At 73.4% G+C, this 22,415-nt stretch carries 11 protein-coding genes; 7 read left to right on the top strand and 4 right to left on the bottom strand.

Annotation, left to right across the window (positions count from 1 at the left end):
- The first annotated feature begins 15 nt into the window (after positions 1–15).
- From ACFWRO_RS07050 to ACFWRO_RS07065, 4 genes are all read left to right on the top strand, one after another.
- The gene (locus tag ACFWRO_RS07050) at positions 16–5,082 is read left to right on the top strand and encodes a type I polyketide synthase (RefSeq protein WP_384505459.1); all 5,067 of its coding nucleotides are present in this window, start codon (positions 16–18) and stop codon (positions 5,080–5,082) included.
- Positions 5,083–5,167: 85 nt separating this feature from the next.
- Positions 5,168–10,798, top strand: a complete 5,631-nt coding sequence (locus ACFWRO_RS07055; protein ID WP_384505388.1) for a type I polyketide synthase — start codon at positions 5,168–5,170, stop codon at positions 10,796–10,798.
- Positions 10,795–12,315 carry an FAD-dependent monooxygenase gene (locus ACFWRO_RS07060; RefSeq protein WP_384505391.1) on the top strand — a complete coding sequence of 507 codons (1,521 nt, stop codon included), beginning with the start codon at positions 10,795–10,797 and terminating at the stop codon, positions 12,313–12,315. The genes ACFWRO_RS07055 and ACFWRO_RS07060 overlap by 4 nt, the downstream gene beginning before the upstream one ends.
- 26 nt (positions 12,316–12,341) lie before the next feature.
- The gene (locus ACFWRO_RS07065; RefSeq protein WP_384505394.1) at positions 12,342–13,892 is read left to right on the top strand and encodes an acyl-CoA carboxylase subunit beta; all 1,551 of its coding nucleotides are present in this window, start codon (positions 12,342–12,344) and stop codon (positions 13,890–13,892) included.
- Positions 13,893–13,985: 93 nt separating this feature from the next.
- Here the strand turns inward: ACFWRO_RS07065 and ACFWRO_RS07070 are convergent, their stop codons facing one another.
- Together ACFWRO_RS07070 and ACFWRO_RS07075 are read right to left on the bottom strand one after the other, a co-directional pair.
- Positions 13,986–14,381 (bottom strand): DUF427 domain-containing protein, encoded by a 396-nt coding sequence (locus ACFWRO_RS07070; RefSeq protein ID WP_384505397.1) that lies wholly within the window; start codon positions 14,379–14,381, stop codon positions 13,986–13,988.
- 19 nt (positions 14,382–14,400) lie between these two features.
- The gene (locus tag ACFWRO_RS07075; RefSeq protein ID WP_384505400.1) at positions 14,401–15,282 is read right to left on the bottom strand and encodes an aldo/keto reductase; all 882 of its coding nucleotides are present in this window, start codon (positions 15,280–15,282) and stop codon (positions 14,401–14,403) included.
- A gap of 98 nt (positions 15,283–15,380) precedes the next feature.
- On the opposite strand from ACFWRO_RS07075, the gene ACFWRO_RS07080 reads away from it, so the two are divergent.
- Positions 15,381–16,118: a TetR/AcrR family transcriptional regulator gene (locus tag ACFWRO_RS07080; protein WP_384505402.1), complete on the top strand. Its 738-nt coding sequence runs from the start codon at positions 15,381–15,383 to the stop codon at positions 16,116–16,118.
- Positions 16,119–16,188: 70 nt separating this feature from the next.
- Here ACFWRO_RS07080 and ACFWRO_RS07085 read toward each other — a convergent pair whose 3' ends face one another.
- Together ACFWRO_RS07085 and ACFWRO_RS07090 are read right to left on the bottom strand one after the other, a co-directional pair.
- Positions 16,189–17,910 (bottom strand): acyl-CoA dehydrogenase family protein, encoded by a 1,722-nt coding sequence (locus ACFWRO_RS07085; RefSeq protein ID WP_384505404.1) that lies wholly within the window; start codon positions 17,908–17,910, stop codon positions 16,189–16,191.
- Positions 17,910–19,166 carry a cytochrome P450 gene (locus tag ACFWRO_RS07090; protein ID WP_384505407.1) on the bottom strand — a complete coding sequence of 419 codons (1,257 nt, stop codon included), beginning with the start codon at positions 19,164–19,166 and terminating at the stop codon, positions 17,910–17,912. Before ACFWRO_RS07090 ends, ACFWRO_RS07085 begins: the two co-directional genes overlap by 1 nt.
- Positions 19,167–19,403: 237 nt before the next feature.
- On the opposite strand from ACFWRO_RS07090, the gene ACFWRO_RS07095 reads away from it, so the two are divergent.
- Complete coding sequence (locus tag ACFWRO_RS07095; RefSeq protein ID WP_384505410.1) at positions 19,404–20,690, top strand: cytochrome P450; 1,287 nt, start codon at positions 19,404–19,406, stop codon at positions 20,688–20,690.
- 274 nt (positions 20,691–20,964) lie between these two features.
- On the top strand, positions 20,965–22,365 hold the full coding sequence (locus ACFWRO_RS07100; protein WP_384505413.1) for an MFS transporter: 1,401 nt from the start codon (positions 20,965–20,967) through the stop codon (positions 22,363–22,365).
- Positions 22,366–22,415 lie beyond the last annotated feature (50 nt).

Below are 22,415 nucleotides of genomic sequence, written 5' to 3' on the forward strand. Positions count from 1 at the left end.
TCCGAACGGGAGAGAATCATGACGAACACGGCGCCAGACGAACTCGTCGCCGCCCTCCGCGACTCGCTCAAGGAGAACGCCAGACTCCGCAAGGAGCACCGGCAGTTGACCGACGCGGCTCAGGAGCCCATCGCCATCGTGGGGATGGGGTGCCGGTATCCGGGTGGGGTGGGGTCGCCTGAGGATCTGTGGCGGTTGGTGGAGTCGGGTCGGGACGCGGTCTCGGGATTCCCGGTGGATCGTGGGTGGGATCTGGAGGAGTTGTACGACCCGGAGGCTGAGCGCCCGGGTACGTCGTACGCGCGTGAGGGTGGCTTCCTGCATGAGGCTGCCGAGTTCGATGCCGAGTTCTTCGGTATTTCGCCGCGTGAGGCGTTGGCGATGGATCCGCAGCAGCGGTTGTTCCTTGAAGTGTCGTGGGAGGCGCTTGAGCGGGCCGGGATCGATCCGGCCGAGCTTCATGGCAGCACCACCGGCGTCTACGCCGGACAGATGTACTACGACTACGGTCCGCCCCTTCACGACCTGGTGGAGGGAGTCGAGGGCTACCGGCTGACCGGAGGCCTGGCCAGCGTCCTTTCGGGGCGGATCGCGTACTCGTTCGGTCTTGAGGGGCCGGCGGTGACGGTGGACACGGCGTGTTCTTCGTCGCTGGTGACCTTGCACATGGCTGTGCAGGCGTTGCGTCAGGGGGATTGCTCCTTGGCGTTGGTGGGTGGTGTGACGGTGATGTCGTCGCCGGGGACGTTTGTGGAGTTCAGTCGGCAGAAGGGGTTGTCGGCGGACGGTCGGTGCAAGGCGTTCGCGGCGTCTGCGGATGGCACCGGCTGGGCCGAGGGTGTGGGTGTGCTCGTGGTCGAGCGGTTGTCGGATGCCGTACGCAACGGGCGGAAGATCCTCGCGGTGGTGCGGGGTACTGCGGTGAACCAGGACGGTGCGTCGAACGGGTTGACCGCTCCGAACGGTCCGTCCCAGCAGCGGGTGATCCGTCGGGCGCTCGCCGAGGCGGGGCTCGCGCCACGCGATGTGGACGTGGTGGAGGGGCACGGGACCGGGACCCGGTTGGGTGATCCGATCGAGGCGCAGGCGTTGTTGGCCACGTACGGGCAGGACCGGGCGGCTGGCGAGCCGTTGTGGTTGGGGTCGTTGAAGTCGAACATCGGGCATGCGCAGGCCGCCGCCGGCGTCGGCGGTGTGATCAAGATGGTCATGGCGATGCGGCACAAGGTGCTGCCCCGCACACTCCATGTGGATGAGCCGACGCCCTTCGTGGACTGGGAGTTGGGCGGCGTGGAGCTGCTCAGGGAGCAGCGTGCGTGGCCCGAGACGGGTAGGCCTCGCCGTTCGGCGGTGTCTTCGTTCGGGATCAGTGGGACCAACGCGCATGTGGTCCTGGAGCAGGCCCCAGCCGAGGTCGCCGACGGCGGTCCTGAGGCCGACATCGCGCCGTCCCAGCCCCTGCCCCTCGTCCTCTCGGCCAAGAGCCCGGGCGCGCTCGCCACGGGAGCCCGGCGGCTGCGTGAGCACCTCGTCGAGCACGGTGCCGACCTGGCCGGCGTGGCCGGCATCGGTTTCTCGCTCGCCTCACGCCCGGCCTTCGACCACCGCGCGGTGGTGCTCGGCGCCGACACGGCGGAGCTACGCGACGGTCTCCTCGCCCTCGCCGAGGGGCGCCCCGCTCCCGGACTCGCCTCGGGCGTGGCCGACCGGTCCGGCAAGGTGGCCTGCCTGTTCACCGGTCAGGGCAGCCAGCGGCCGGGAATGGGGCGTGAACTGTACGACACCCACCCGGTGTTCGCCGCCGCCTTCGACGCGGTGTGCGAGGCCGTGGACGGGCTGCTCGAACGTCCGCTGCGCGAGGTCGTGTTCGCCGAGGAAGGCACCGAGACAGCCGACCTCCTGAACAGCACGGCCTTCACCCAGACCGCCCTGTTCGCGCACGAAGTGGCGCTGTTCCGGCTCCTGGAGAGCTGGGGCCTGCGCCCGGACGTCCTGATGGGGCACTCGGTCGGCGAGCTGGTCGCCGCCCATGTCGCGGGCGTCCTGTCGCTGGCCGACGCGGCCGCGCTGGTCGCGGCGCGCGGCAGACTGATGCAGGCGCTCCCGCAGAACGGCGCCATGGTGTCCGTCCTCGCTACAGAGGCCGAGATCGCGCCGCTCCTCGCGGGCCGTGAGCACGAGGTGGCGATCGCCGCCGTCAACGGGCCCGGATCCGTGGTGATCTCCGGCGACACGGACGCGGTCCTCGGAATCGCCGAGGAGCTCGGCGCCCGTGGTGTGAAGACCCGTCGTCTTACGGTCAGCCACGCCTTCCACTCGCCCCACATGGACCCGATCCTCGACGAGTTCCGCGCGGTCGCGGGCAAACTGGCCTTCTCCCCGCCGACGGTGCCGATCGTCTCCAACGTCACCGGCCGCCTCCTCACCGCGGAGGAGGCGTGCTCCCCGGAGTACTGGGCCGACCACATCCGAGGAGCCGTACGCTTCCACGACGGTCTGCGCACCCTGTGGTCCCAGTCCGTCGCCACCTGCCTGGAACTGGGGCCGGACGCCGTGCTCACGGCCATGGCGCAGGAGGGCCTGGACGCGGAGGCAGCAGCCGAGGCCCCGGTCTCCGACCGCGTCGCGCCCCTGCTGATCGCCACCCAGCGGCGCGGCCGGCCCCAGGCTCGTACCCTCGCCGAGGCGATGGCGCAGGCCTACACGAGCGGCGCGGTCGAGACGGACTGGCGGGTGCTGTACGCGGGCGCCGACGCCCGGAAGGCCGAGCTGCCCACGTACCCCTTCCAGCACAAGCGGTACTGGCTGGAGCACACCGCCACCACGCCCCTGGACGGCGGGACCGCCGAAGGCGGCGGCCCGGAGCGGCAGTTCTGGTCCGCCGTGCGGGAGCGGGACCTCGACGGCCTGCGGGACCTGTTCGGTCCCGAGACGGCCGACGCGCTCGCCGGAGTCGTACCGGCGCTCGCCGAGTGGAGCGAGGACAGCGCCCGGCGCTCCGCCGTCGAGAACTGGCGCTACCGCGCCGTCTGGTGGCCTGCGGACGCTCTCGCCGACACCGAACTCACCGGCACCTGGCTGGTCGTCGAGCCGCCGGCTCCCGCCGCCTCCGGCCTGGCGGCCGAGATCGCGACGGCCCTGGCCGCGCGGGGCGCCCACCCGGTCCGGGTCGTCGTCGACCCGGCGCGGGCGGACCGGGCGTCCGTCGCCCGGCAGCTCGCCGAGGCGGCGGACGAAGCAGCGGACGAAGCAGCGGACGAGGCGGGCGAAGCGGCCGACGGCGCCCCGATCGCGGGCGTCCTGTCCCTGCTCGCCCTCGACGCCACCCCGCTCGACGACCACCCGGCCGTCACCCGGGGAACCACCGCCAGCCTGCTGCTGATCCAGGCCTGTGCCGACGGAGTCGCCCCCGAGGCCGCCGCGCCCCGCCTCTGGCTGCTGACCCAGGGCGCCGTCGGCACCGGCGGCCAGGACCTGACCACCGACCCTGCGCAGGCCCAGGTGTGGGGCCTGGCCCGGACCGCCGCGCTGGAGCACCCGCGGCTGCTGGGCGGAGCCGTGGACCTTCCGGCCGCGCCCGACGCGGACGACCTGCGCCGGCTGGCGGCCGTCCTTGCCGCCCCCGCCGACGAGGACCAGGTGGCGATCAGGCCCGCGGGCACGCTCGTACGGCGCCTGGTGCGCGCCACCGCAGGCCGCCAGGGCGACTCCGCCTGGACGCCCCGCGGCACCGTCCTCGTCACCGAGGGCACCTGGGGCACGGGCGCGCGGGTCGCCCGCCGGCTCGCGGCCCTGGGCGCCGAGCACCTGGTGCTCACCCACGCCCCTGGGACCGCCGCCCCCGGCGCAGAGGAGACCGTGGCCGAACTCGCCGCCCTGGGCGCCGAGGTGACCGTCGCCCCCTGCGACCTCGGCGACCGGGCCGCGGTGGCCGCCCTGCTCGCCGCCGTCCCGGCGGAGCGGCCGCTCACCGCCGTCGTCCACGCCGCCGCCGAACTGAGCGCGGCCGCGCTGACCGAGACGGACCCGGCACAGTTCGCCCGTACGGTGAGCGCCACGGTGGCCGGCGCCGCGCACCTGCACGAGCTGCTGGCGCACGGCGACGATGCCGAAGACCTGGACGCCTTCGTCCTGTTCACCTCGGTCGCCGGGGTGTGGGGCAGCGGCGGACAGGGCGCGTACGGCGCGGCCACCGCCCACCTCGACGCGCTCGCCGACCACCGCCGCGCAGGCGGCCGTACCGCGACCGCGCTGGCTTGGAGCGTCTGGGCGGACACCGCGGTGTCCGCCGACGCCACGGCCGACCCGGCCGCCGAGCAGGCCCGCCGCGACCAGCTCCGCCGCCTCGGCCTGGCCGAACTCGACCCCGAGCGGGCCCTGGACGCCATGCTGGAGGCCGTCGGCCGGGCGCACGGCGGCTTTGTGGTCGCCGACGTGGACTGGGACCGGTTCGCCCCGGCCCTCGGTGCCGTACGGACAAGTCCGCTGCTGCGCGCCCTGCCCGAGGCCGTACAGGCCCTGGAGGAGCCGGCCGCGACCGGTGCCGGGGCCCCCGACGGCGCGGCCGAGACCCTGCGGGCCTCGCTCGCGGGACGGTCCGAGGCGGAGCAGGACCATCTCCTGACCGAGCTGGTCAGGGCCGAGATCGCCGCCGTACTCGGCCACTCGGGCCCCGAGGCCGTGCCCGCCGGCAAGGCCCTGAAGGACCTCGGGCTCGACTCGATGTCCGCCGTGACCCTGCGGAACCGGCTGGGCGCGGCGAGCGGTCTGCGGCTGCCCGCGACGCTCGTCTTCGACCACCCCACCCCCGCCGCCGTGGCCGCGCTCCTGCGCGCCGAGCTCGCTCCGGAGGAGCCGGGCACGGACATCGAGCAGGAGATCGACCGGCTGGAGGCCCTGTTGGACGGGGTCTCCCCGGACCGGGGCGCACGGGACCGGATCGGCACCCGGCTCCAGTCCCTGATCGGCCGGCTCGCCGACCGGGACGCGGAGGCTCCGGCAGCCGGTGTCGCCGAACGCCTCGACGCGGCATCGGACGACGACATCTTCGCCTTCATCGACAGCGAACTCGGCACCGGCTGAACCGACCGCAGCTGGACCCCGCCCCCCCCCGCCCCGCCCCCCGCCCCGACATCAGCGCGAGCCTTCCCCACAGAGCGAGGAACGGATGAACGCCACACCTGACGAGAGCAAGCTCCGCGACTATCTGAAGCGCGTCACCGTCGAGCTCACCGAGTCCCGCCGCCGCCTCAAGGAGACCGAGGACCGGCGTCACGAGCCCATCGCCGTCGTGGGGATGGCCTGCCGGTTCCCCGGCGGGGTGCGCTCACCGGAGGACCTGTGGCGCGTGGTGGAGAGCGGCGCCGACGCGATCGGCGGCTTCCCCACCGACCGGGGATGGGACGAGGACCTCTACGACCCCGACCCCGACCGGGCCGGCCGGACCGTCACCACCCGGGGCGGCTTCCTCTACGAGGCGGCCGAGTTCGACGCCGAGTTCTTCGGGATAGCGCCGCGCGAGGCGCTGGCGATGGATCCGCAGCAGCGGCAGTTCCTGGAAGTGTCCTGGGAGGCGTTCGAGCGGGCCGGGATCGACCCGGCCGCGCTGCGCGGCAGCAGCACCGGTGTCTACGCCGGCTGCGTCACCGACGACTACCAGCTCACCCTCCAGCAGGCCCCCGGCGAGATCGAGGGGTACCGGATGACGGGCGCCGCGCGCAGCGTGGTCTCCGGCCGGGTCGCGTACACCCTCGGCCTGGAAGGGCCGGCCGTCACCGTGGACACCGCCTGCTCCTCCTCCCTGGTCGCCCTCGACCTCGCCGTGCAGGCGCTGCGCCGGGACGAGTGCGGTCTCGCCCTCGCAGGCGGCGTGACGATCCTCGCCACGCCCACCGAGTTCGTGAACTTCAGCCGCCAGCGCGGCTTCTCCACCGACGGCCGGTGCAAGGCCTTCGCCGCCTCCGCGGACGGTACGGGCTGGGCCGAGGGTGTGGGCGTACTCGTACTGGAGAAGCTGTCGGACGCCGTACGCAACGGGCGGCGGATCCTCGCGGTGGTGCGGGGTACTGCGGTGAACCAGGACGGTGCGTCGAACGGGTTGACCGCTCCGAACGGTCCTTCGCAGCAGCGGGTGATCCGCCGCGCGCTCGCCGAGGCGGGGCTCTCCGCGCGGGACGTGGACGCGGTGGAGGCGCACGGGACCGGGACCCGGCTGGGTGACCCGATCGAGGCGCAGGCACTGCTCGCGACCTACGGCCAGGACCGGACGTCGGGCGAACCGCTCTGGCTGGGATCGCTCAAGTCCAACATCGGCCACACGCTCGCCGCCGCTGGAGTGGGCGGTGTGATCAAGATGGTCATGGCGATGAAGTACGGGGTGCTGCCGCACACCCTGCACGTGGACGAGCCGACGCCGTTCGTGGACTGGGAGTCGGGCGGCGTGGAACTGCTCACCGAGCAGCGCGGTTGGCCCGAGACCGGCCGCCCCCGCCGCTCGGCGGTCTCCTCCTTCGGCATGAGCGGGACCAACGCGCACGTGGTCCTGGAACAGGCCCCCGCCGAAGTCGAAGCCTCAGCCGCACCCGAAACCGACGAACCCGCCCCCGAGCAGCCCGTGTTGCCGTTCCTCGTCTCGGGGCGCGGCCCGCACGCGCTGCGCGCCCAGGCCGCCCGGCTCGCCGCCCACCTGAAGGCCCGCCCCGAGGAGGACCTCGCCGACGTCGCCCACGCGCTCGCCACGACCAGGACCGGCCTCGACCACCGGGCCGTCGTCCTCGGCTCCACCCCGGACACCGTCCTGGCCGGGCTTGCCGGCCTGGCCGAGGGCGAGACCCGCACCGCGTCCGTCGCGGGCGTGGTCCGGGAGCGTGGCCGTACGGTCTTCGTCTTCCCCGGCCAGGGGTCCCAGTGGACCGGTATGGCCGTCGAACTCCTCGACACCTCACCCGTCTTCGCGGACCGGCTGCGCGAGTGCGCCCGTGCCGTCGGCGCCCATGTCGACTGGGACGTGGAGGACGTGCTCCGCGAGCGGGAGGGCGCCCCTTCCCTCGAACGCATCGAGATCGTCCAGCCCGTGCTGTTCTCGGTCATGGTGTCCCTGGCCGAGCTGTGGCGCTCCCACGGCGTCGAACCGGACGCCGTCGTGGGTCACTCCCAGGGCGAGATCGCAGCGGCGGCCGTCACCGGCGCGCTGACCCTCGACGACGCCGCCCGGCTCATCGTGCTGCGCTCGCAGCTCTTCGCCGACGAACTCGTCGGCCGGGGAGCCGTCGCCTCCGTCGCCCTCTCCCGGGACGAACTGGAGCCCAGGCTCGCGCCGTACGGGGAACGGCTGACCGTCGCGGGCCTCAACAGCCCGCGCCTGGTGACCGTCGCCGGCGAGACGGCGGCGCTGGAGGAGCTGGTCGCCGGACTCGGCGCCGACGGGGTACGGGCCCGGATCGTCCCGGCCACCGTCGCCTCGCACAGCCCCCAGGTCGACCGCCTGCGCGAACGCATCGCGGCCCTGCTGGAGTTCGTACGGCCCCGGGCCGGGCGGGTCCCGCTCTACTCGACCGTCACCGGAGAGGTGCTCGACGGCTCCGAACTGACCGCCGACTACTGGTTCGAGAACTGCCGGCGGCCGGTCGCCTTCGAACCGGTGCTCCGGCGGCTGTTCGCCGACGGATTCGACGTCTTCGTCGAGTCCAGCGCCCACCCGGTGCTCACCCTCGGCGTGGAGGAGACCGCCGAGGCCGCCGGGGCCGAACCGCTGGTGTCCGGCACGCTGCGCCGGAACCAAGGCGGCCTGCAGCGCTTCTACACGACCCTCGGCGAACTCCACGTCGGCGGCGTCCGGGTGGACTGGACCCCGGCGTTCGCCGGCCGCGCCGGCCGCCGTACCGAACTGCCGACGTACGCCTTCCAGCACCGCCGCTACTGGGTGGAAGGGGCCTCCGGGCCGGACGCCGGCGCCCCCGCCGACGCCCTCGACGCCGCGTTCTGGGCGACCGTCGAGCGCGAGGACCTCGAAGCCCTCGCGGCCACCCTCGGCGTCGACGCCGGGCCGCTCGGCGCCGTCCTGCCCGCCCTCGCCTCCTGGCGGCGCGAGAGCCGCGCGGACGCGGACCTCGAGTCGCTGCGCTACCGGGTGACCTGGCACGCCGCGGGCGACCCCCTCACGGCCGGGCCCACCGGACACTGGCTGGTCGCCCTGCCGGCCGGCGCCCCCGACGACCCGCTGGTCAGGGCCGTCGTCGAGGCCCTGGAGGCGGGCGGAGCCCGACCCTCCCTCGTCATGGTGGCCGGCGACGACAGCCGCGCGGAGCTCACCGCACGGCTGCGCGCCGCGACCGCGGGGGACCCGCCCGCCGGGGTGCTTTCCCTGCTCCCGCTGGACAGCACGGCGGACACCGCCCGCCCCGCGTTGCCGAAGGGCCTCGCGGGGACCCTGCTCCTCCTCCAGGCCGTGTCCGACGCGGGCCTCGACCGCCAGGTGTGGTCGGTGACCCGAGGCGCCGTCGCGGTCGGCGCCGCCGACCGGGTCGACGAGCCCGCGCAGGCCGAGGTGTGGGGCCTCGGCGAGGTCGCACGCCTTGAGGTGCCGCACCTGTGGGCGGGGATCGTCGACCTCCCGGAGGAGCCCACCGGGCGCGACCTGCTCCGGCTCACCGCCGTCCTGGCCGGGTCGGTGGACGAGAGCGGGCTCGCGGTACGGCCGTACGGGCTCTTCGCCCGCCGCCTCGTCCGCGCCCCGCGCACCCCTTCCCGTACCGCCTCAGGCACGCCCACGGTCCACGGCACCGCCCTCGTCACGGCCGGCACCAGCGGGCCCGGCGCCCACCTGGCCCGTCTGCTCGCCCGGGAGGGAGCCGCCCACCTGCTGCTCACCGCGGACCCGGACGGCACCACGGACGGCTCCGGGGACGGTACGGCCGAAGCCGAACTGGTCGCCGCCCTGGAGAAGTCGGGCGCCCGGGTGACCGTCGTGCGGATCGACCCCGCCGACCGCGAGGCGCTGGCCGGGCTGCTCGAAGGACTGCCCGACGACGCGCCGCTGACCGGCGTCTTCCACACCGCCGGGCTGCTGGAGGAGGAGGCGCTAGGCACCCTCACCCCCGACCGTCTCGAGACCGTCCTGCGCACCAGGACCCTGGGCGCCCGGCACCTGCACGAACTGACCCGGCAGCGGGAGCTCTCCGCCTTCGTGCTCTTCTCCTCCGTCTCCGCCGTCCTCGGCGCCGGTCTTGGCCTCGCCGGGCACGCCGCAGCCAACGCCTACCTCGACGCGCTGGCCGAACAGCGCCGTGCCGACGGACTGCCCGCGACCTCGCTGGCCTGGGGCGTGTGGGACGAGGAGCCCGCCGAGGCCGAGGCTGCGGCCGAGGCGGCGACGCGGCGCGAGCGCCTGACGCGGCGCGGTCTGCCGCCGCTCGCCCCGCGGCGGGCCCTCGCCGCGCTCCGCAGGGCCCTCGACACGGACACGCCCACCCAGGTCCTCGCCGACATCGACTGGGACACCTACCTGAGGGTGCTGGTGGCCGGACGGCACGAACCGTTCCTCGGCCTCGTCCCCGAGGTCGCGCGAGCGGCGGGCCAGGGCGCGGGCGGCCGCGACCGGGCCGCCGCGGAGCTCGCCAAGCTCCAGGGGGCGAGCGCGGCCGAGCGCCACGCGCTGCTGCTCGGCCTGGTGCGCGCCGAGATCGCGGAACTCCTCGGGCACGACACCCCGGAGGCCGTGGAGGCCCGGCGCGACTTCCTCGAACTGGGCATGGACTCGGTGGGCGCCGTGGCGCTCCGTACCCGCCTGGAGAAGGTCCTGCGGACCAAGCTGCCCGCCCGGCTGGTCCTCGACCACCGCACACCCGACAGCCTCGCGTCCTTCCTGTCCGACGCGTTCGCTCCGGGAACCGGCGGCGACGCGGCGGGCGGTCCGGCGGGAGACCAGGCGGACGGACTCGCCGCCCGGTACCTGGCGGCCGTCGCCGCCGACGGGCGGGCGGACGCGTTCGCGGTCCCGCTCGCCGAGGCGGTGGCCGCCCGTGCCTCCTTCGAGGAGCCGGGCCCGGACGACATCCCCGAATCGGTGCTGATCAATTCCGGCGGCCGAGGGCCCGTGCTGATCTGCCTGCCCACGGTGCTCGCCACCTCGGGGCCGCACCAGTTCGCCCGCTTCGCGGCAGGCCTCGGCGGCGAGCAGGAGGTCGCCGCGCTGAGCCTGACCGGCTTCGCCGGCGGTCAGCGGCTGCCCGCGTCCCTCGACGCGCTCACCGCCGCCCTCGCCGAGGCGGTGCGCCGCCGCGCCGACGGGGCCCCCTTCGCGCTCGCTGGCTACTCGTCCGGCGGCGTCCTCGCCCACGCGGTCACGGCCCTGTTGGAGGCGGACGGCGTGCTGCCCGAGGCTGTGGTCCTGCTCGACAGTTACGTCCCCGGCAGCGACGAACTCATCGCCGTCGGACCGGCGTTGATGCGGGGCATGGCCACGCGGCTCGCCGAGTTCGAGCCGCTCGGCGCCGAACGGGTCACCGCCATGGCCGCCCACCTGGACCTCATCGCCGACTGGCGGCCCGCCGACATCAAGGCCCCGGTCCTCCTCGTCCGCCCGGACCGCCCCGTGCCCGGGGACCTGCCGCCGGCCGACGACGCCTGGCGGTCCGTCTGGCCGGGGCGGCACGACGCCGTCACGGTCCCCGGCGACCACTTCTCGCTCATCGAGGAGGACGCCGTCACCACCGCGCACGCCGTCCGCACCTGGTGGGACCGCACGGTCCCCGGCGGCGCGGTGCCCGCCCCCGACTCGGCGAAGGAGCCGTCCGCATGACCGAGCAGGACAGAGCAGAGAACGACACGGCACAGCCGGGACAGTCGTACGGCCGCACCCCCGTCCTCGTAGTAGGCGCCGGCCCGGTGGGCCTGGCCGTCGCCTGCGCGCTGTGGCAGCGCGGCGTCCCGGCTCGGATCGTCGAGGCGCAGGCGGAGCCGCACCAGGGCTCCCGCGCCGTGCAGCTCCATCCGCCGACGCTCCGCGTCTTCCGGGAGCTCGGCATCCTCGACGAGGCCGAGCGGCTCGGCCTGAAGATCCGTACGACCAGCTACCACCTGGCCGGCGGCCGCACCCTGCGGGTCGCGCTCGGCGCGGAGAACGAACCGCTGATGCTCCCTCAGCAGGACACCAGCCGCCTCCTCGAGGAGGCCCTGCTCCGGGCTGGCGGGCGGGTGGAGCGCTCCGTACGGGTCACGTCCGTGGCCCTCGCGGACGACGGCGTCACGGTGAAGGCCGAGGGGCCGCGGGGCACGGAGGTCATCGAGGCCGACTGGCTCGTCGCCGCCGACGGCGTCCGCAGCACCGTCCGCGAGCTGCTCGGCGTCGACTTCGACGGTTCGCCGGTCGCCACCGGCTTCCTGCTCGCCGAGGGCCGCATCGACGGCGCCTTCGAGCGGGACGCGGTCCACTACTTCCTCGGCCGTACGGGCTCGGTGGTCTTCGCCGGGATGCCCGGTGACCGGATCAGGGTCTCCGGCGCGGTCCCCGACGACCACCCGACGACGCCCGAGGGCGTCCAGCGGCTGCTCGACGAGCGCGGCCCGGGCGGCATCACCATCGAGGACCTCGACATGGTCGGCCGGTTCACCAGCCAGGAGCGGATCGCCGCCGCCCTGCGCAAGGGGCGCTGCCTGCTGGCGGGGGACGCCGCCCACACGCACTCCCCGCTGGGCGGGCAGGGCCTCAACCTCGGTATCCAGGACGCGCACAACCTCGCCTGGAAGCTGGCCGGCGTGTGCACGGGCGCGTTGCACGCGCGCGTGCTCGACACGTACGAGGCGGAGCGGCGCGGAGCCGCCGAGCAGATCGTCCGGATCACGCACCGGTTCCTGAAGGTCTTCATGCTCGGCCCCTTCGCGGCCCGGGTGCGCAACACGGTGTGGAGTTCCCTGGAGGCGACCGGTGTGCTCCGCCGCTGGTTCGTCCCGCTCCTCGCCGGCTGGCGCATCCACTACCCCGACACCCTGTCCGGCGCCCCGGCCGGCCCCGCCAGGGGCGGCCGGCCGCGTGGGCTTCCCGCCCCCGGCCGGCGGGCGCCGCACTGGGTGCCGCCGGAGCAGGAGGCAGGACCGGCCGGGTTCCGGCTTGTGACCACGGGGCCCGCGGGCGGCGCCACCGCCGTGCGGGGCCGGGCGTGGGCGGAGCGGGCTCCGCTGCCGGTCGCGCACGTCCATGTGCCCCGGCGCGCCGCCGGCTTCGTGCTCGTACGGCCCGACGGCTATGTCGCGGCCGCCGGCGGCACTCCCGCCGAACTCGCCGATGCCGGCCGCCTGCTGGCCCGGATCGCGCGCTGACCCGACGAGGACAAAGGAGTCCAGCCATGCCGGCCACAGACCGCCTGGCGGAACTGATCGAGCTGAAGTCGCGGGTGCGCCGGGGGACGGACCCGACGGCCACCGCGCGCCAGCACGCCCGGGGCAAGCTCACCGTGTACGAGAGGATCGAACTGCTCCTGGACGAGGGCTCGTTCCAGGAGATCGAACCGCTGCGGCGGCACCGTTCCTCCGGCTTCGGCATGGAGCGGCGCCGCCCCCACTCCGACGGGGTGGTCACCGGATGGGGCACCGTCCACGGGCGGACCGTGTTCGTGTACGCCCACGACTTCCGGATCTTCGGCGGTGCCCTGGGCGAGGCGCACGCCGCCAAGATCCACAAGCTGATGGACCTCGCCGCGGACACCGGCGCGCCGCTGGTCTCACTCAACGACGGCGCGGGCGCGCGGATCCAGGAAGGCGTCACCGCACTCGCGGGCTACGGCGGGATCTTCCGCCGCAACACCCGTAACTCCGGGGTGATCCCGCAGATCAGCGTGATGCTGGGGCCGTGCGCGGGCGGGGCGGCGTACTCGCCCGCGCTCACCGACTTCGTCTTCATGGTCCGCGAGACCTCGCAGATGTTCATCACCGGGCCCGACGTCGTCCAGGCGGTGACGGGCGAGCAGGTGTCCATGGACGGTCTCGGCGGCGCGGACGTCCACGCGGGCGTGTCGGGCGTCGCCGGCTTCGTCTACGACGACGAGGAGTCCTGTCTGGAGGAGGTGCGCTTCCTGCTCTCCCTGCTGCCGCAGAACAACCGGGAGATGCCGCCGGCGGAGATGTGCGACGACCCGGCCGACCGGCCGAACGACGCCCTGCTCGATCTGGTCCCCGACGACCCCCACCAGGCGTACGACATGCGGGCGGTGATCGAGGAGCTCGTCGACGACGGGCAGTTCTTCGAGATCCACGAGGGGTGGGCGACGAACATCGTCTGCGCGCTGACCCGGCTCGACGGCCGGGTGGTGGGCATCGTCGCCAACCAGCCGTCCTCCGCGGCCGGGGTCCTCGACATCCACGCCTCGGAGAAGGCGGCCCGGTTCGTCTCCCTGTGCGACGCGTTCAACATCCCGCTGGTCACCCTGGTCGACGTGCCCGGCTTCCTGCCGGGCGTCGACCAGGAGCACAACGGCATCATCCGGCACGGCGCCAAGCTGCTGTACGCGTACTGCAACGCGACCGTGCCGCGGATCCAGCTGATCCTGCGCAAGGCCTACGGCGGCGCGTACATCGTGATGGACTCCCGCTCGATCGGCGCGGACCTCTCGTTGGCCTGGCCCGGTAACGAGATCGCGGTGATGGGCGCGGAGGGCGCGGCGAACGTGATCTTCCGGCGCGAGATCGCGGACGCGGACGATCCCGATGAGGTGCGCGCCCAGAAGATCAAGGAGTACAAGGCCGAGCTCATGCACCCGTACTACGCGGCCGAACGCGGCCTGGTCGACGATGTGATCGACCCGCGTGACACCCGCCAGGTGCTGATCAGCTCGCTGGACATGCTGAGTTCGAAGCACGCCCAGCTGCCGGCCCGGAAGCACGGCAACCCGCCGGCCTGAGACCGACGGGTCACCACGGGCAGCCACGGGCCGCCATATGCAGCCACGGGCCGCCCGCGCGCGTACGCGGGCGGCCCGTGGCGTCAAGACCGTTCAGACCGCCGGCGCCTCGGGCGCCGGGCCGGTCACGTCGACCTCCGCGACGGTGTCGTAGAAGGACAGGTACCCCTTGATCTCGGGGACGGCGTCGATCGGGTCGAGGTACGACCACGCCACGTCCGGGTGGGCCGGCGTCGCCGCCGGGTCGTCACCGCGGAACGACCAGTACGCGGCCTCGCCCTTGTACGGGCAGGTGGTACGGGTCTCCGAGGGGTCGAAGAGCGTCAGGTCGACGTCCTCGGGCGGCAGGTAGTAGCGCACGGGCAGGCCGGTCTCGTGGACGAGGACGGGCCGCTCGGACGTGGCGACCGTACGGCCGTCGATCACCACCCGTACGGTCTGGGACGCGGGGACGGCCACGACGCGGTGGCCGTGCTCGGTGTGCGGCATGCGGGCTCCTCTCGTGCCGTCAGCCGGCGGCGGTCATGGACTTGTACTCCTGCTCGGAGAGGCGGATCGCCGCGCTCGCCACGTTCTCCTCCAGGTGCGCCACCGAGGACGTGCCGGGGATCGGGAGCAGGACGGGGGAGTGGCGCAGCAGCCAGGCGAGCGCGAGCTGGGCGGGGGTGGCGCCGCTCGCCTCGCCGACGGCCGTACCGTCCCCGGCCACCGGGGCGCTGTCGGGGGTGGCCAGCTGCCCCATGGCGAGCGGGAACCAGGCGATGAACGCCAGGCCGTGGAGCTCGGCGTGGCGCAGGACGTCCTCGTACTTGCGCTCGGCGAGGTTGTAGAGGTTCTGCACGGAGGCGATCGGGGTGACCGTCCGGGCCTTCTCCAGCTCCTCCACCGTGACCTCGGAGAGGCCGATGTGCCGGATCTTGCCCTCGGCGCGGAGCTCCGCCAGCTCGCCGACCTGGTCCTCCAGGGGGACGGCCGGGTCGATCCGGTGGAGCTGGAGCAGGGGTATGGAGTCGAGGCCGAGGTGGCGGAGGTTGAGCTCGACCTGCTGGCGCAGGTACTCGGGGCGCCCGATCGGACGCCAGTCGTCGGGGCCGGGGCGGGCGAGGCCGACCTTGGTGGCGATCACCAGGTCGTCCGGGTAGGGGTGCAGGGCCTTCTTGATGAGGAGGTCGCTGGTGAACGGGCCGTAGGCGTCGGCGGTGTCGATGAAGTTCACGCCGAGCTCCACCGCCCGCCGGAGCACCCGGACCGCCTCAGCGGGGTCGGCCGGGTCGCCCCAGATGCCCGGTCCGGTGAGCCGCATGGCGCCGTAGCCGAGCCGGTTGACGCTGAGGTCGCCCCCGATACGGAGGGTGCCGCCCGCCGGGGGCTGCGAGGTGGGCTGAGTCATGTACACAGTGTTCATCATTTGCACTCTGCGAGTCAATTGTACTCCGTGAAGGAACCGAAGAGCGGTATTTATGTTTCAACACTGCTAAGATGCCGAGCATGGGACAGGTGACTCAAAGCCGGAGGATGCGCCTGCGGGAGGCGACGACCGCGGAGATCAAGGCGACCGCCTTGGAGCACATGGCCACCAGCGGAACGGCCTCGATCTCGCTGCGGGCCATCGCCCGTGACATGGGGATGACCGCCGGTGCCATCTACAGCTACTTCGACACCCGGGACAATCTCGTCAGTGTCCTGATCGCGGATGTATACGGCCGCCTGGCCGACACCCTGGAAGCCGCCATCGCGGAGACCCCCAAGGGGGACGCGACCGCGCAGGTGCTCGCGTTCGGGCAGGCCTACCGCAACTGGGCGGTCGGCAACCCCGAGGAGTTCCGCCTGGTGTACGGCGACGCCGTGCCCGACTACCAGCCCCCGGAGGGCGGCGCGGCCGCCGAGGCGGAGCACCGCTCGTGCGCCGTCCTCACCGGCATCGTCGCGGCCGCCTGGCCCAAGGCGCAGCACCTCTACATCGGCAGCGACCACACCTGGTCCGACTTCGACCCGGAGTTCGGCGACCTGATCCGCCGGTCCTTCCCGGACCTGCCGCCGGCCGCCGTCGCGCTCTCGCTGCGCGTCTGGGGCCGGATGCACGGCCTGGTGTCCCTGGAGGTCTACGGCCACCTGGCTCCCCAGGTGCGCGACCCCGAGAAGCTCTACCGCGCCGAACTCGTCGACCTGTCCAAGTCCCTCGGGCACGTGCCGACGGGCGAACTGGTCGGCGCCCCGCAGGCGTGATGTGACGAAGGCCGGGTCCGGGGATCGTCCCCCGGACCCGGCCTTCGCGCGTCTCACGGGTGGTCGGTTCTCAGGGGCGGTCGGCGAATCCCGCCAGCCAGCGTCTGCCCAGACCCGCGTGGTCCGGTCCCGGCTCGGCGGTGAGCCGGCGCCACAGACCGGCGAGCCGGTGCCCGGCCTCGACGCAGTACACCTCCGCGAGCGTCCCCGCGTCCTCGTCGACGTTGCCGGGGTTCGCCCCCGCCGCCCTCGCGAGCACCGCGTACGAGGCGAACAGCTCCGCCCCGATGCGGCCGAGCAGGATCAGCGTGTGCTCCTTCTCGAAGAGCTCCTCCTGCCGGGGGTGGGCCGCGACCAGCTCCCGGCAGGTCGCGTGGAACCGCGCCACCTGTTCCCGTACGGCCGCCAGATGGGCCCGGTTCGCCGCGCCGAGGCCTGCCCCGCCGGCCGTGTCACCCGCGACGGCTGCCGGCTCGGCGCCGTCCGTCGCGTAGTACCGGGTCAACAGCCGCCGCCCGGCCTGGGCGTCCAGCTGGAAGTCGACGTTCCCGGCGATGCGCAGCCCGCGCGCGTCGCGCATACGGCGCTCCAGCGGGACCGGGGGCGCTCCCCGGCGGAGCTTGCTCGGCAGGGTCTCGACGCCCTCCGCCCCGTACAGGGAGACGGTCCGGTCCACGATCCGCCAGGCGGTGCGCACGGCCAGGTTCTTGGCCGTGAGCCGCTCGAACCAGCGGTCCTCGGCGCCGGGGCCGATCAGCCCCCAGCGGATCACGCTGTCCACGGCGTGCACCTCGGCGAGGGTGTCGGCGACCAGCCGCTGGATCGCGTCGTACTCGATCAGGGGGCGGCCGTTGACGGTGCGCCGGGCGAGGAACTCCGCGGACCAGCGGCGGCAGAGGCGGGCGATGGCGAGGGCCGGGGCGGCGGTGAAGTACAGCTGGCCGTCGAGGAGGACGTCGGCCATCCGCTCGGAGAACCGGGGGTCCTCGGGCGCGTGGCGGACGACGTGCTCCGCCGGCACCTCCACCCCGTCCAGGCGCAGCGCCCCGTTGGGCAGCCCCCGGCTGCCGGCGAACTCGATCGACGACGTGACCTCGAAACCGGCGGCGGACGTGTCCACGAAGCAGACGCACAGCCGGCGCCCCTCCGGCGTGTGCTCGGTCGCGGCGACCGCCAGCAGGTCGGCCACAGGACCGTGCCCGGTGAACACCTTCTCCCCGCGCAGGACATAGGCCGTGCCGTCGGCGGACCGGGTGGCCGTGGTGCCCGGCCAGGCGTTGTTCTGCCCGGCGGGCTCGGTCAGCGCGAAGCCCGAGACCGCGCCGGCGGCGAGCCGCTCGGTGAGGTGGTCGCGCAGCGGGCCCTCCGGCAGCGCAGGCAGCAGCGCGGGGGCACCGACCCCCGCCTGGACGGCGAGCATCTGCCCGGCGGGCATGCAGAGGCCGGCGGCGTGCTCGACGGCGCGGAAGGTGTTGTACGGCGAAAGGCCAAGGCCGTCGGCCTCCGGCCCCAGGCGGAGCTTCAGGAAGCCGCTCGCCCGCAGGTCGTCGAGGAAGCCGTCGGGGAGCGCCCCGGTCAGATCGACCTGGTCCGGGTCGAGCCGGGCGCGGAGGAACGCGTCGAGCCGGGCGGTGGTCGCCTCGCCCGTGGCCCGGTCCTGCGTGTCCTGCTCGGGGAAGGCGGGCGGCTCCGGGCCGAGCAGCCCGGTCTCCAGGGCGGCGGCGAAGCCGGGGGTGGGCGGCGCCGTGAGGTCGGAGGCGGGCGGCGCGGTGACGTCGGGGGCGGCGGTCATCACACCCCCTGCGCGGGCACGAGCTCCACGGGTACGTCGAGCAGCACCGTGTGCTTGTTGTTGGGCGCCCAGGTCTCCGGCCCGGAGGGGCGGATCTCCTCGACCCGGTCGAGCAGCGCCTCCAGGGCGAGGCGAATCTCAAGGCGGCCGAAGGCGTCGCCGAGGCAGTAGTGGACGCCGTGGCCGAAGGACAGATGCGGGTTGGGGTCGCGCCGGATGTCGAACCGGTCCGGGTCGGGGAACACCCTCTCGTCGCGGTTGGCGGACGGCCACCACAGGGTCACCTTGTCACCGGCGCGCATGCGTTGGCCGTCCAGTTCCACGTCCTGGGTGAGGGTGCGCCGGTTGTAGGGGTTCGCCGGGAGCCAGCGGAGCACCTCCTCGACCGCGGTCGGCAGCAGGGCCCGGTCCTTGCGCAGTTCCCGCCACTGGTCGGGGTGGTGGGCGAAGGCGAGCAGGCCGCCGGCGATGGTGTTGCGCGGCTGCTCGAAGCCGCTGACCAGCAGGACGCTGGCGTTGGTCTCCCGCTCCATCTCGGTGAGCGCCGGCTGGCCGCTGTCGGCGGGCAGTTCGCCGTTCGCGAGGACCGAACCCAGATCGTCCGCGGGCCGCTCTCTCTTGTGCTCCAGGAGCGAGGTGAAATAGGAACGCAGGTTCTGATAGACGGCCCGTGACGCGTCGTCCACCCGGCCGGTCCTGCGGTGGGTGAATCCGAGGACGGCGTGCACCCATTCCGTGAGCGCCGGCCAGTCCTCGCGCGGAATGCCGAGGAGAAGCGCCACCGAGCGCAGCGCGAAGGGCTCGGTGAAGTCGTCGACGAGGTTCACCCGGCCGCGGGAGACCGCCTCGTCGGCCAGGGCGGCGGCGGTGGCGCGGAGTTCGGGCTCGAGATCCGTCACGGCGGTGGCCAGGGCCGGGCCGAGCAGGTGCTTGAACACGTCGTGCCGCGGGTTGTCCATCATGGCGAGGACGCTGCCGGTGAGGCCGCCGCCGAAGGGCAGGTCCTCCAGGTGGGAGCCGCCGCCGGCGCGGCCGCCGCCGCCCTGGGACGAGAAGACCGGGTCCACCGAGGCCGCCGCGATGTCCGCGTGCCGGGTCAGCACCCAGAAGCTCTCGCCGTCCGGGAGGGTGCCGGCGGGGTGGCGGAGCACGGGTGCCTCGCGGCGGAGCCTGGCGAACAGCTCGTACGGAATTCCGCGGGCGAATCCGGCATGGTCCGTGAGGTCGAATCCTTCGAGGATCTCAGGGAATTCCATGGATTTCTTCCGGTCGCTGCTATTGCTCATCCGAACCTCGTTGTAGGTGAGTTTTCGGTGCGATACTCTGCTAATTTCCCTCGGGAAATTAGTGGTCCCCGCCCCCTAGTGCCAACCCCAGATTTTGTGGGGTACCCCTGTATGTCGTGGCGCGGTGAGAGGGGTTGGCCCTAGGGGGAGGTCGCAAGTAATTTCCGCTCCCAGCAGACGGTCCTCAATCTAGTGGGATGTGGGAAAATGACCGAGGCGTCGACCGCGAAAATCCCGGATGTCATCACTTACGACCCCGAAGCCGCTCGGCGGGCGCTTCCCTTCGACCCGTTCGACCCCGATTTCCATGCCGACCCGTTTCCGTACCACCGGAAGACCAGGGAGGAGTCCGGCCGGGCCTTCCGTACGCCGGGCGGGATCGTCGCCGTGTACGGCTACGAGGAGGCCGCGGCGGTCATGAAGGACCCCCGGTTCGGCTGGGGGGTCAACCCGATGGTGGCCGACCAGTTCGTGGAGAACCCCGCGAGCGGGGAGTCCGGCCGCATCCTCATGTTCATGGACCCGCCGGACCACACCCGGATCCGCGGCCTGGTGTCCAAGGCTTTCACGCCGAAGATGATCGCCGACCTGCGCCCCAAGGCGGCGCGGTACGCAGAGGAGTTGCTCGACCGGGCGCTGGTGGAGAGCCCCGACGGCCGCGTCGACCTCCAGCAGGTGCTGTCCCGGCCACTGCCGGCCGGGGTCCTCAGCGACATGATGGACATACCCGAGCACTACCACCCGCTCTTCTTCGCCAACACCATGGAGAGCGGGCGGGGCCTCGACCCCGGTTTCACGCTCACCGACGAGCAGAAGACCGGCCGCAACGGCGCCCGCGACGTCTTCATCAACGCGGGCATCGAGATGGTGGCCGCGCGACGGGAGGCGCCAGGCGACGACCTCATCAGCGAACTGGCCCGCGCGGAGCAGGAGGGCGACCGGCTGTCCGAGTGGGAGCTGGCCATGCTCCTGATGAACCTGCTGGCCGCCGGGTTCGGCGCCACGGCCGCGCTCATCGGCAACCAGGTCTACAACCTGCTGTCCCACCCGGCGCAGTTCGCGTGGCTGCGGGCCAACCCGGACCGGGTGCCGGCGGCCGTCGAGGAACTGCTGCGCTACGACAGCACCCTGGCGATGGTGACCCGTACCGCCCTGGAGGACGCGGACGTGGCCGGCATCCCGGTGCGGGCCGGCGAGTACGTGACCGTGATGATGGCCGCCGCCAACCGCGACCCGGCGGCCTTCGACGACCCGGAGCGGCTCGACATCACCCGTGAGCAGACCCGCAACCTCGGCTTCGGGCACGGGATCCACTTCTGTGTCGCGGCGCCGATCGCGCGGCTGATCGGGCAGGAGGCACTCGCCGCCCTGATCCGGCGCGACGTGCGCCTGGACGAGAGCAGGCGGGTCGAGCGCTGGCCCGGCATCTCGCTGCGCGTGATCGGTGAACTGCCGGTCGTTCTCGGCCCTGTTGGCGACGCCGACCCCGTCTGACCTGCCCTGCGGCGCCGGTACGGCGCCCGCTTCCGCTCGATCGCCGGCCCCGGACCGCGCACACGGTCCGGGGCCGGTTCGCGCGCACGCCGGTTCCGCTTGACAGTGAACGCCGTGGCGGTACCATCTCCCATGCGAACTCTGAACACCGCTCAGTAAACGAACGACATGTAGAGAGCGCCTCGCCGTTCTCCTTTTGCAGAAGGGCTCCAATCCAGTGGAAGGTTCCGTTAGCTCGCATCAGCGGTCCGGCCTGAGGCTTGCGCTGCTGGCGTTGGCCCAATTCATCATCGCCGTGGACTACAACATCGTGTTCGTGGCGCTGCCGGACATCGGCCAGGCCCTCGACTTCTCCCCGCAGACCCTCCAGTGGGTCGTCAGCTCCTACGCCGTGGCCTTCGGCGGCTTCCTGCTCTTCGGCGGACGCGCCGCGGACCGGCTCGGCGCCCGCCGGGTCTTCGTCGCGGCGCTCGTCCTCTTCGGCGTCTCGGCCCTGGTCGGCGGCCTCGCCGACTCGGCGGAGGTCCTGGTCGCCGCGCGCGCCGTGCAGGGCCTCGGCGGCGCACTGCTCTTCCCCGCGACGCTCACCCTGGTCGTCACCAGCTTCGAGGAAGGCCCCGCGCGCAACCGGGCGCTGGCCGTCTGGGGCGCCACCGGCAGCGGCGGCCTGGCCGCCGGCGCGCTGCTCGGCGGCGTGCTCACCCAGTGGCTCGGCTGGGAGTGGGTCTTCTTCTTCATGGCCCCGCTGGCCCTCGTCGCGCTCCTCGGCGTCCCCGCCCTGCTCGCTCCCGACCCCCCGCGCACCGGCGCCCGTCAGGGCTTCGACATCCCGGGTGCCCTGGTCGTCACCATCGGCGCCACGCTCGTCGTGTTCGGCCTGGTCAGCGGCCCCGAGGCCGGCTGGACCACGCCGCGGGTGCTCGGCTCGCTGATCGTCGGCCTGCTGCTCGTCGCCTCGTTCTTCCTCATCGAGTCCAAGACCAGCGCCCCGCTCGCCCCGCTGCGGATGTTCCGCAACCGGACCCTCGTGACCTCGATGATGGTGGCGTTCCTGCACATGAGCGCCCTGAGCGGCGGCTACTACCTGTTCACCACCTACATCCAGAACATCCTCGACTACAACGCGCTCCAGGCGGGTCTCGCCTTCCTCCCGCTGGGTCTGCTCGCGATGCTCGCGGGCGGCAAGATCGCGGCCGCCATGCTCAACAAGACCGGTCTGCGCGGGGCCCTTTCGCTCGGCATGTTCATCTACGCGATCGGCATGGCCGCGATGGCCGCGGGCATGGTCGCGGGTGGCACCTACTGGGCGGTCCTGCCCGGCGTCGCCCTCTACGGCTTCGGCGGCGGCCTGGCGTTCACCGCCATCTTCGCGACCGCCGGTTCCGGGGTGGACCCCGCCGAGCAGGGTGTGGCCTCGGCGCTCGCCTCCACCTCCCAGCAGATCGGTGCCGCCGTCGGGCTCGCCGTCATCCTGGTCATCGCCAACTCCGGCCTCGACCTGACCGCGGGCGCTCCGGCCCCTGCGGACGGCGACGTCATCTCCGGCCTGCGGGTGGCCGGCTGGGTCACCGCGGCCGCCGCGTTCCTCGGCGCCGTGGCCGCGCTCAACCTGCGCAAGCCTCCCGCCGAGGCCCCCGCCCCGGCCGAGGAGGTCCCCGAGGTGCGCGTCTCCTGACGCCCACCCCGTCCCGAACTCGGGACCCGCGGCCGGCAATCCCCCGTACC

The organism is Streptomyces sp. NPDC058579 (genome assembly GCF_042718575.1).
Lineage (GTDB): Bacteria > Actinomycetota > Actinomycetes > Streptomycetales > Streptomycetaceae > Streptomyces.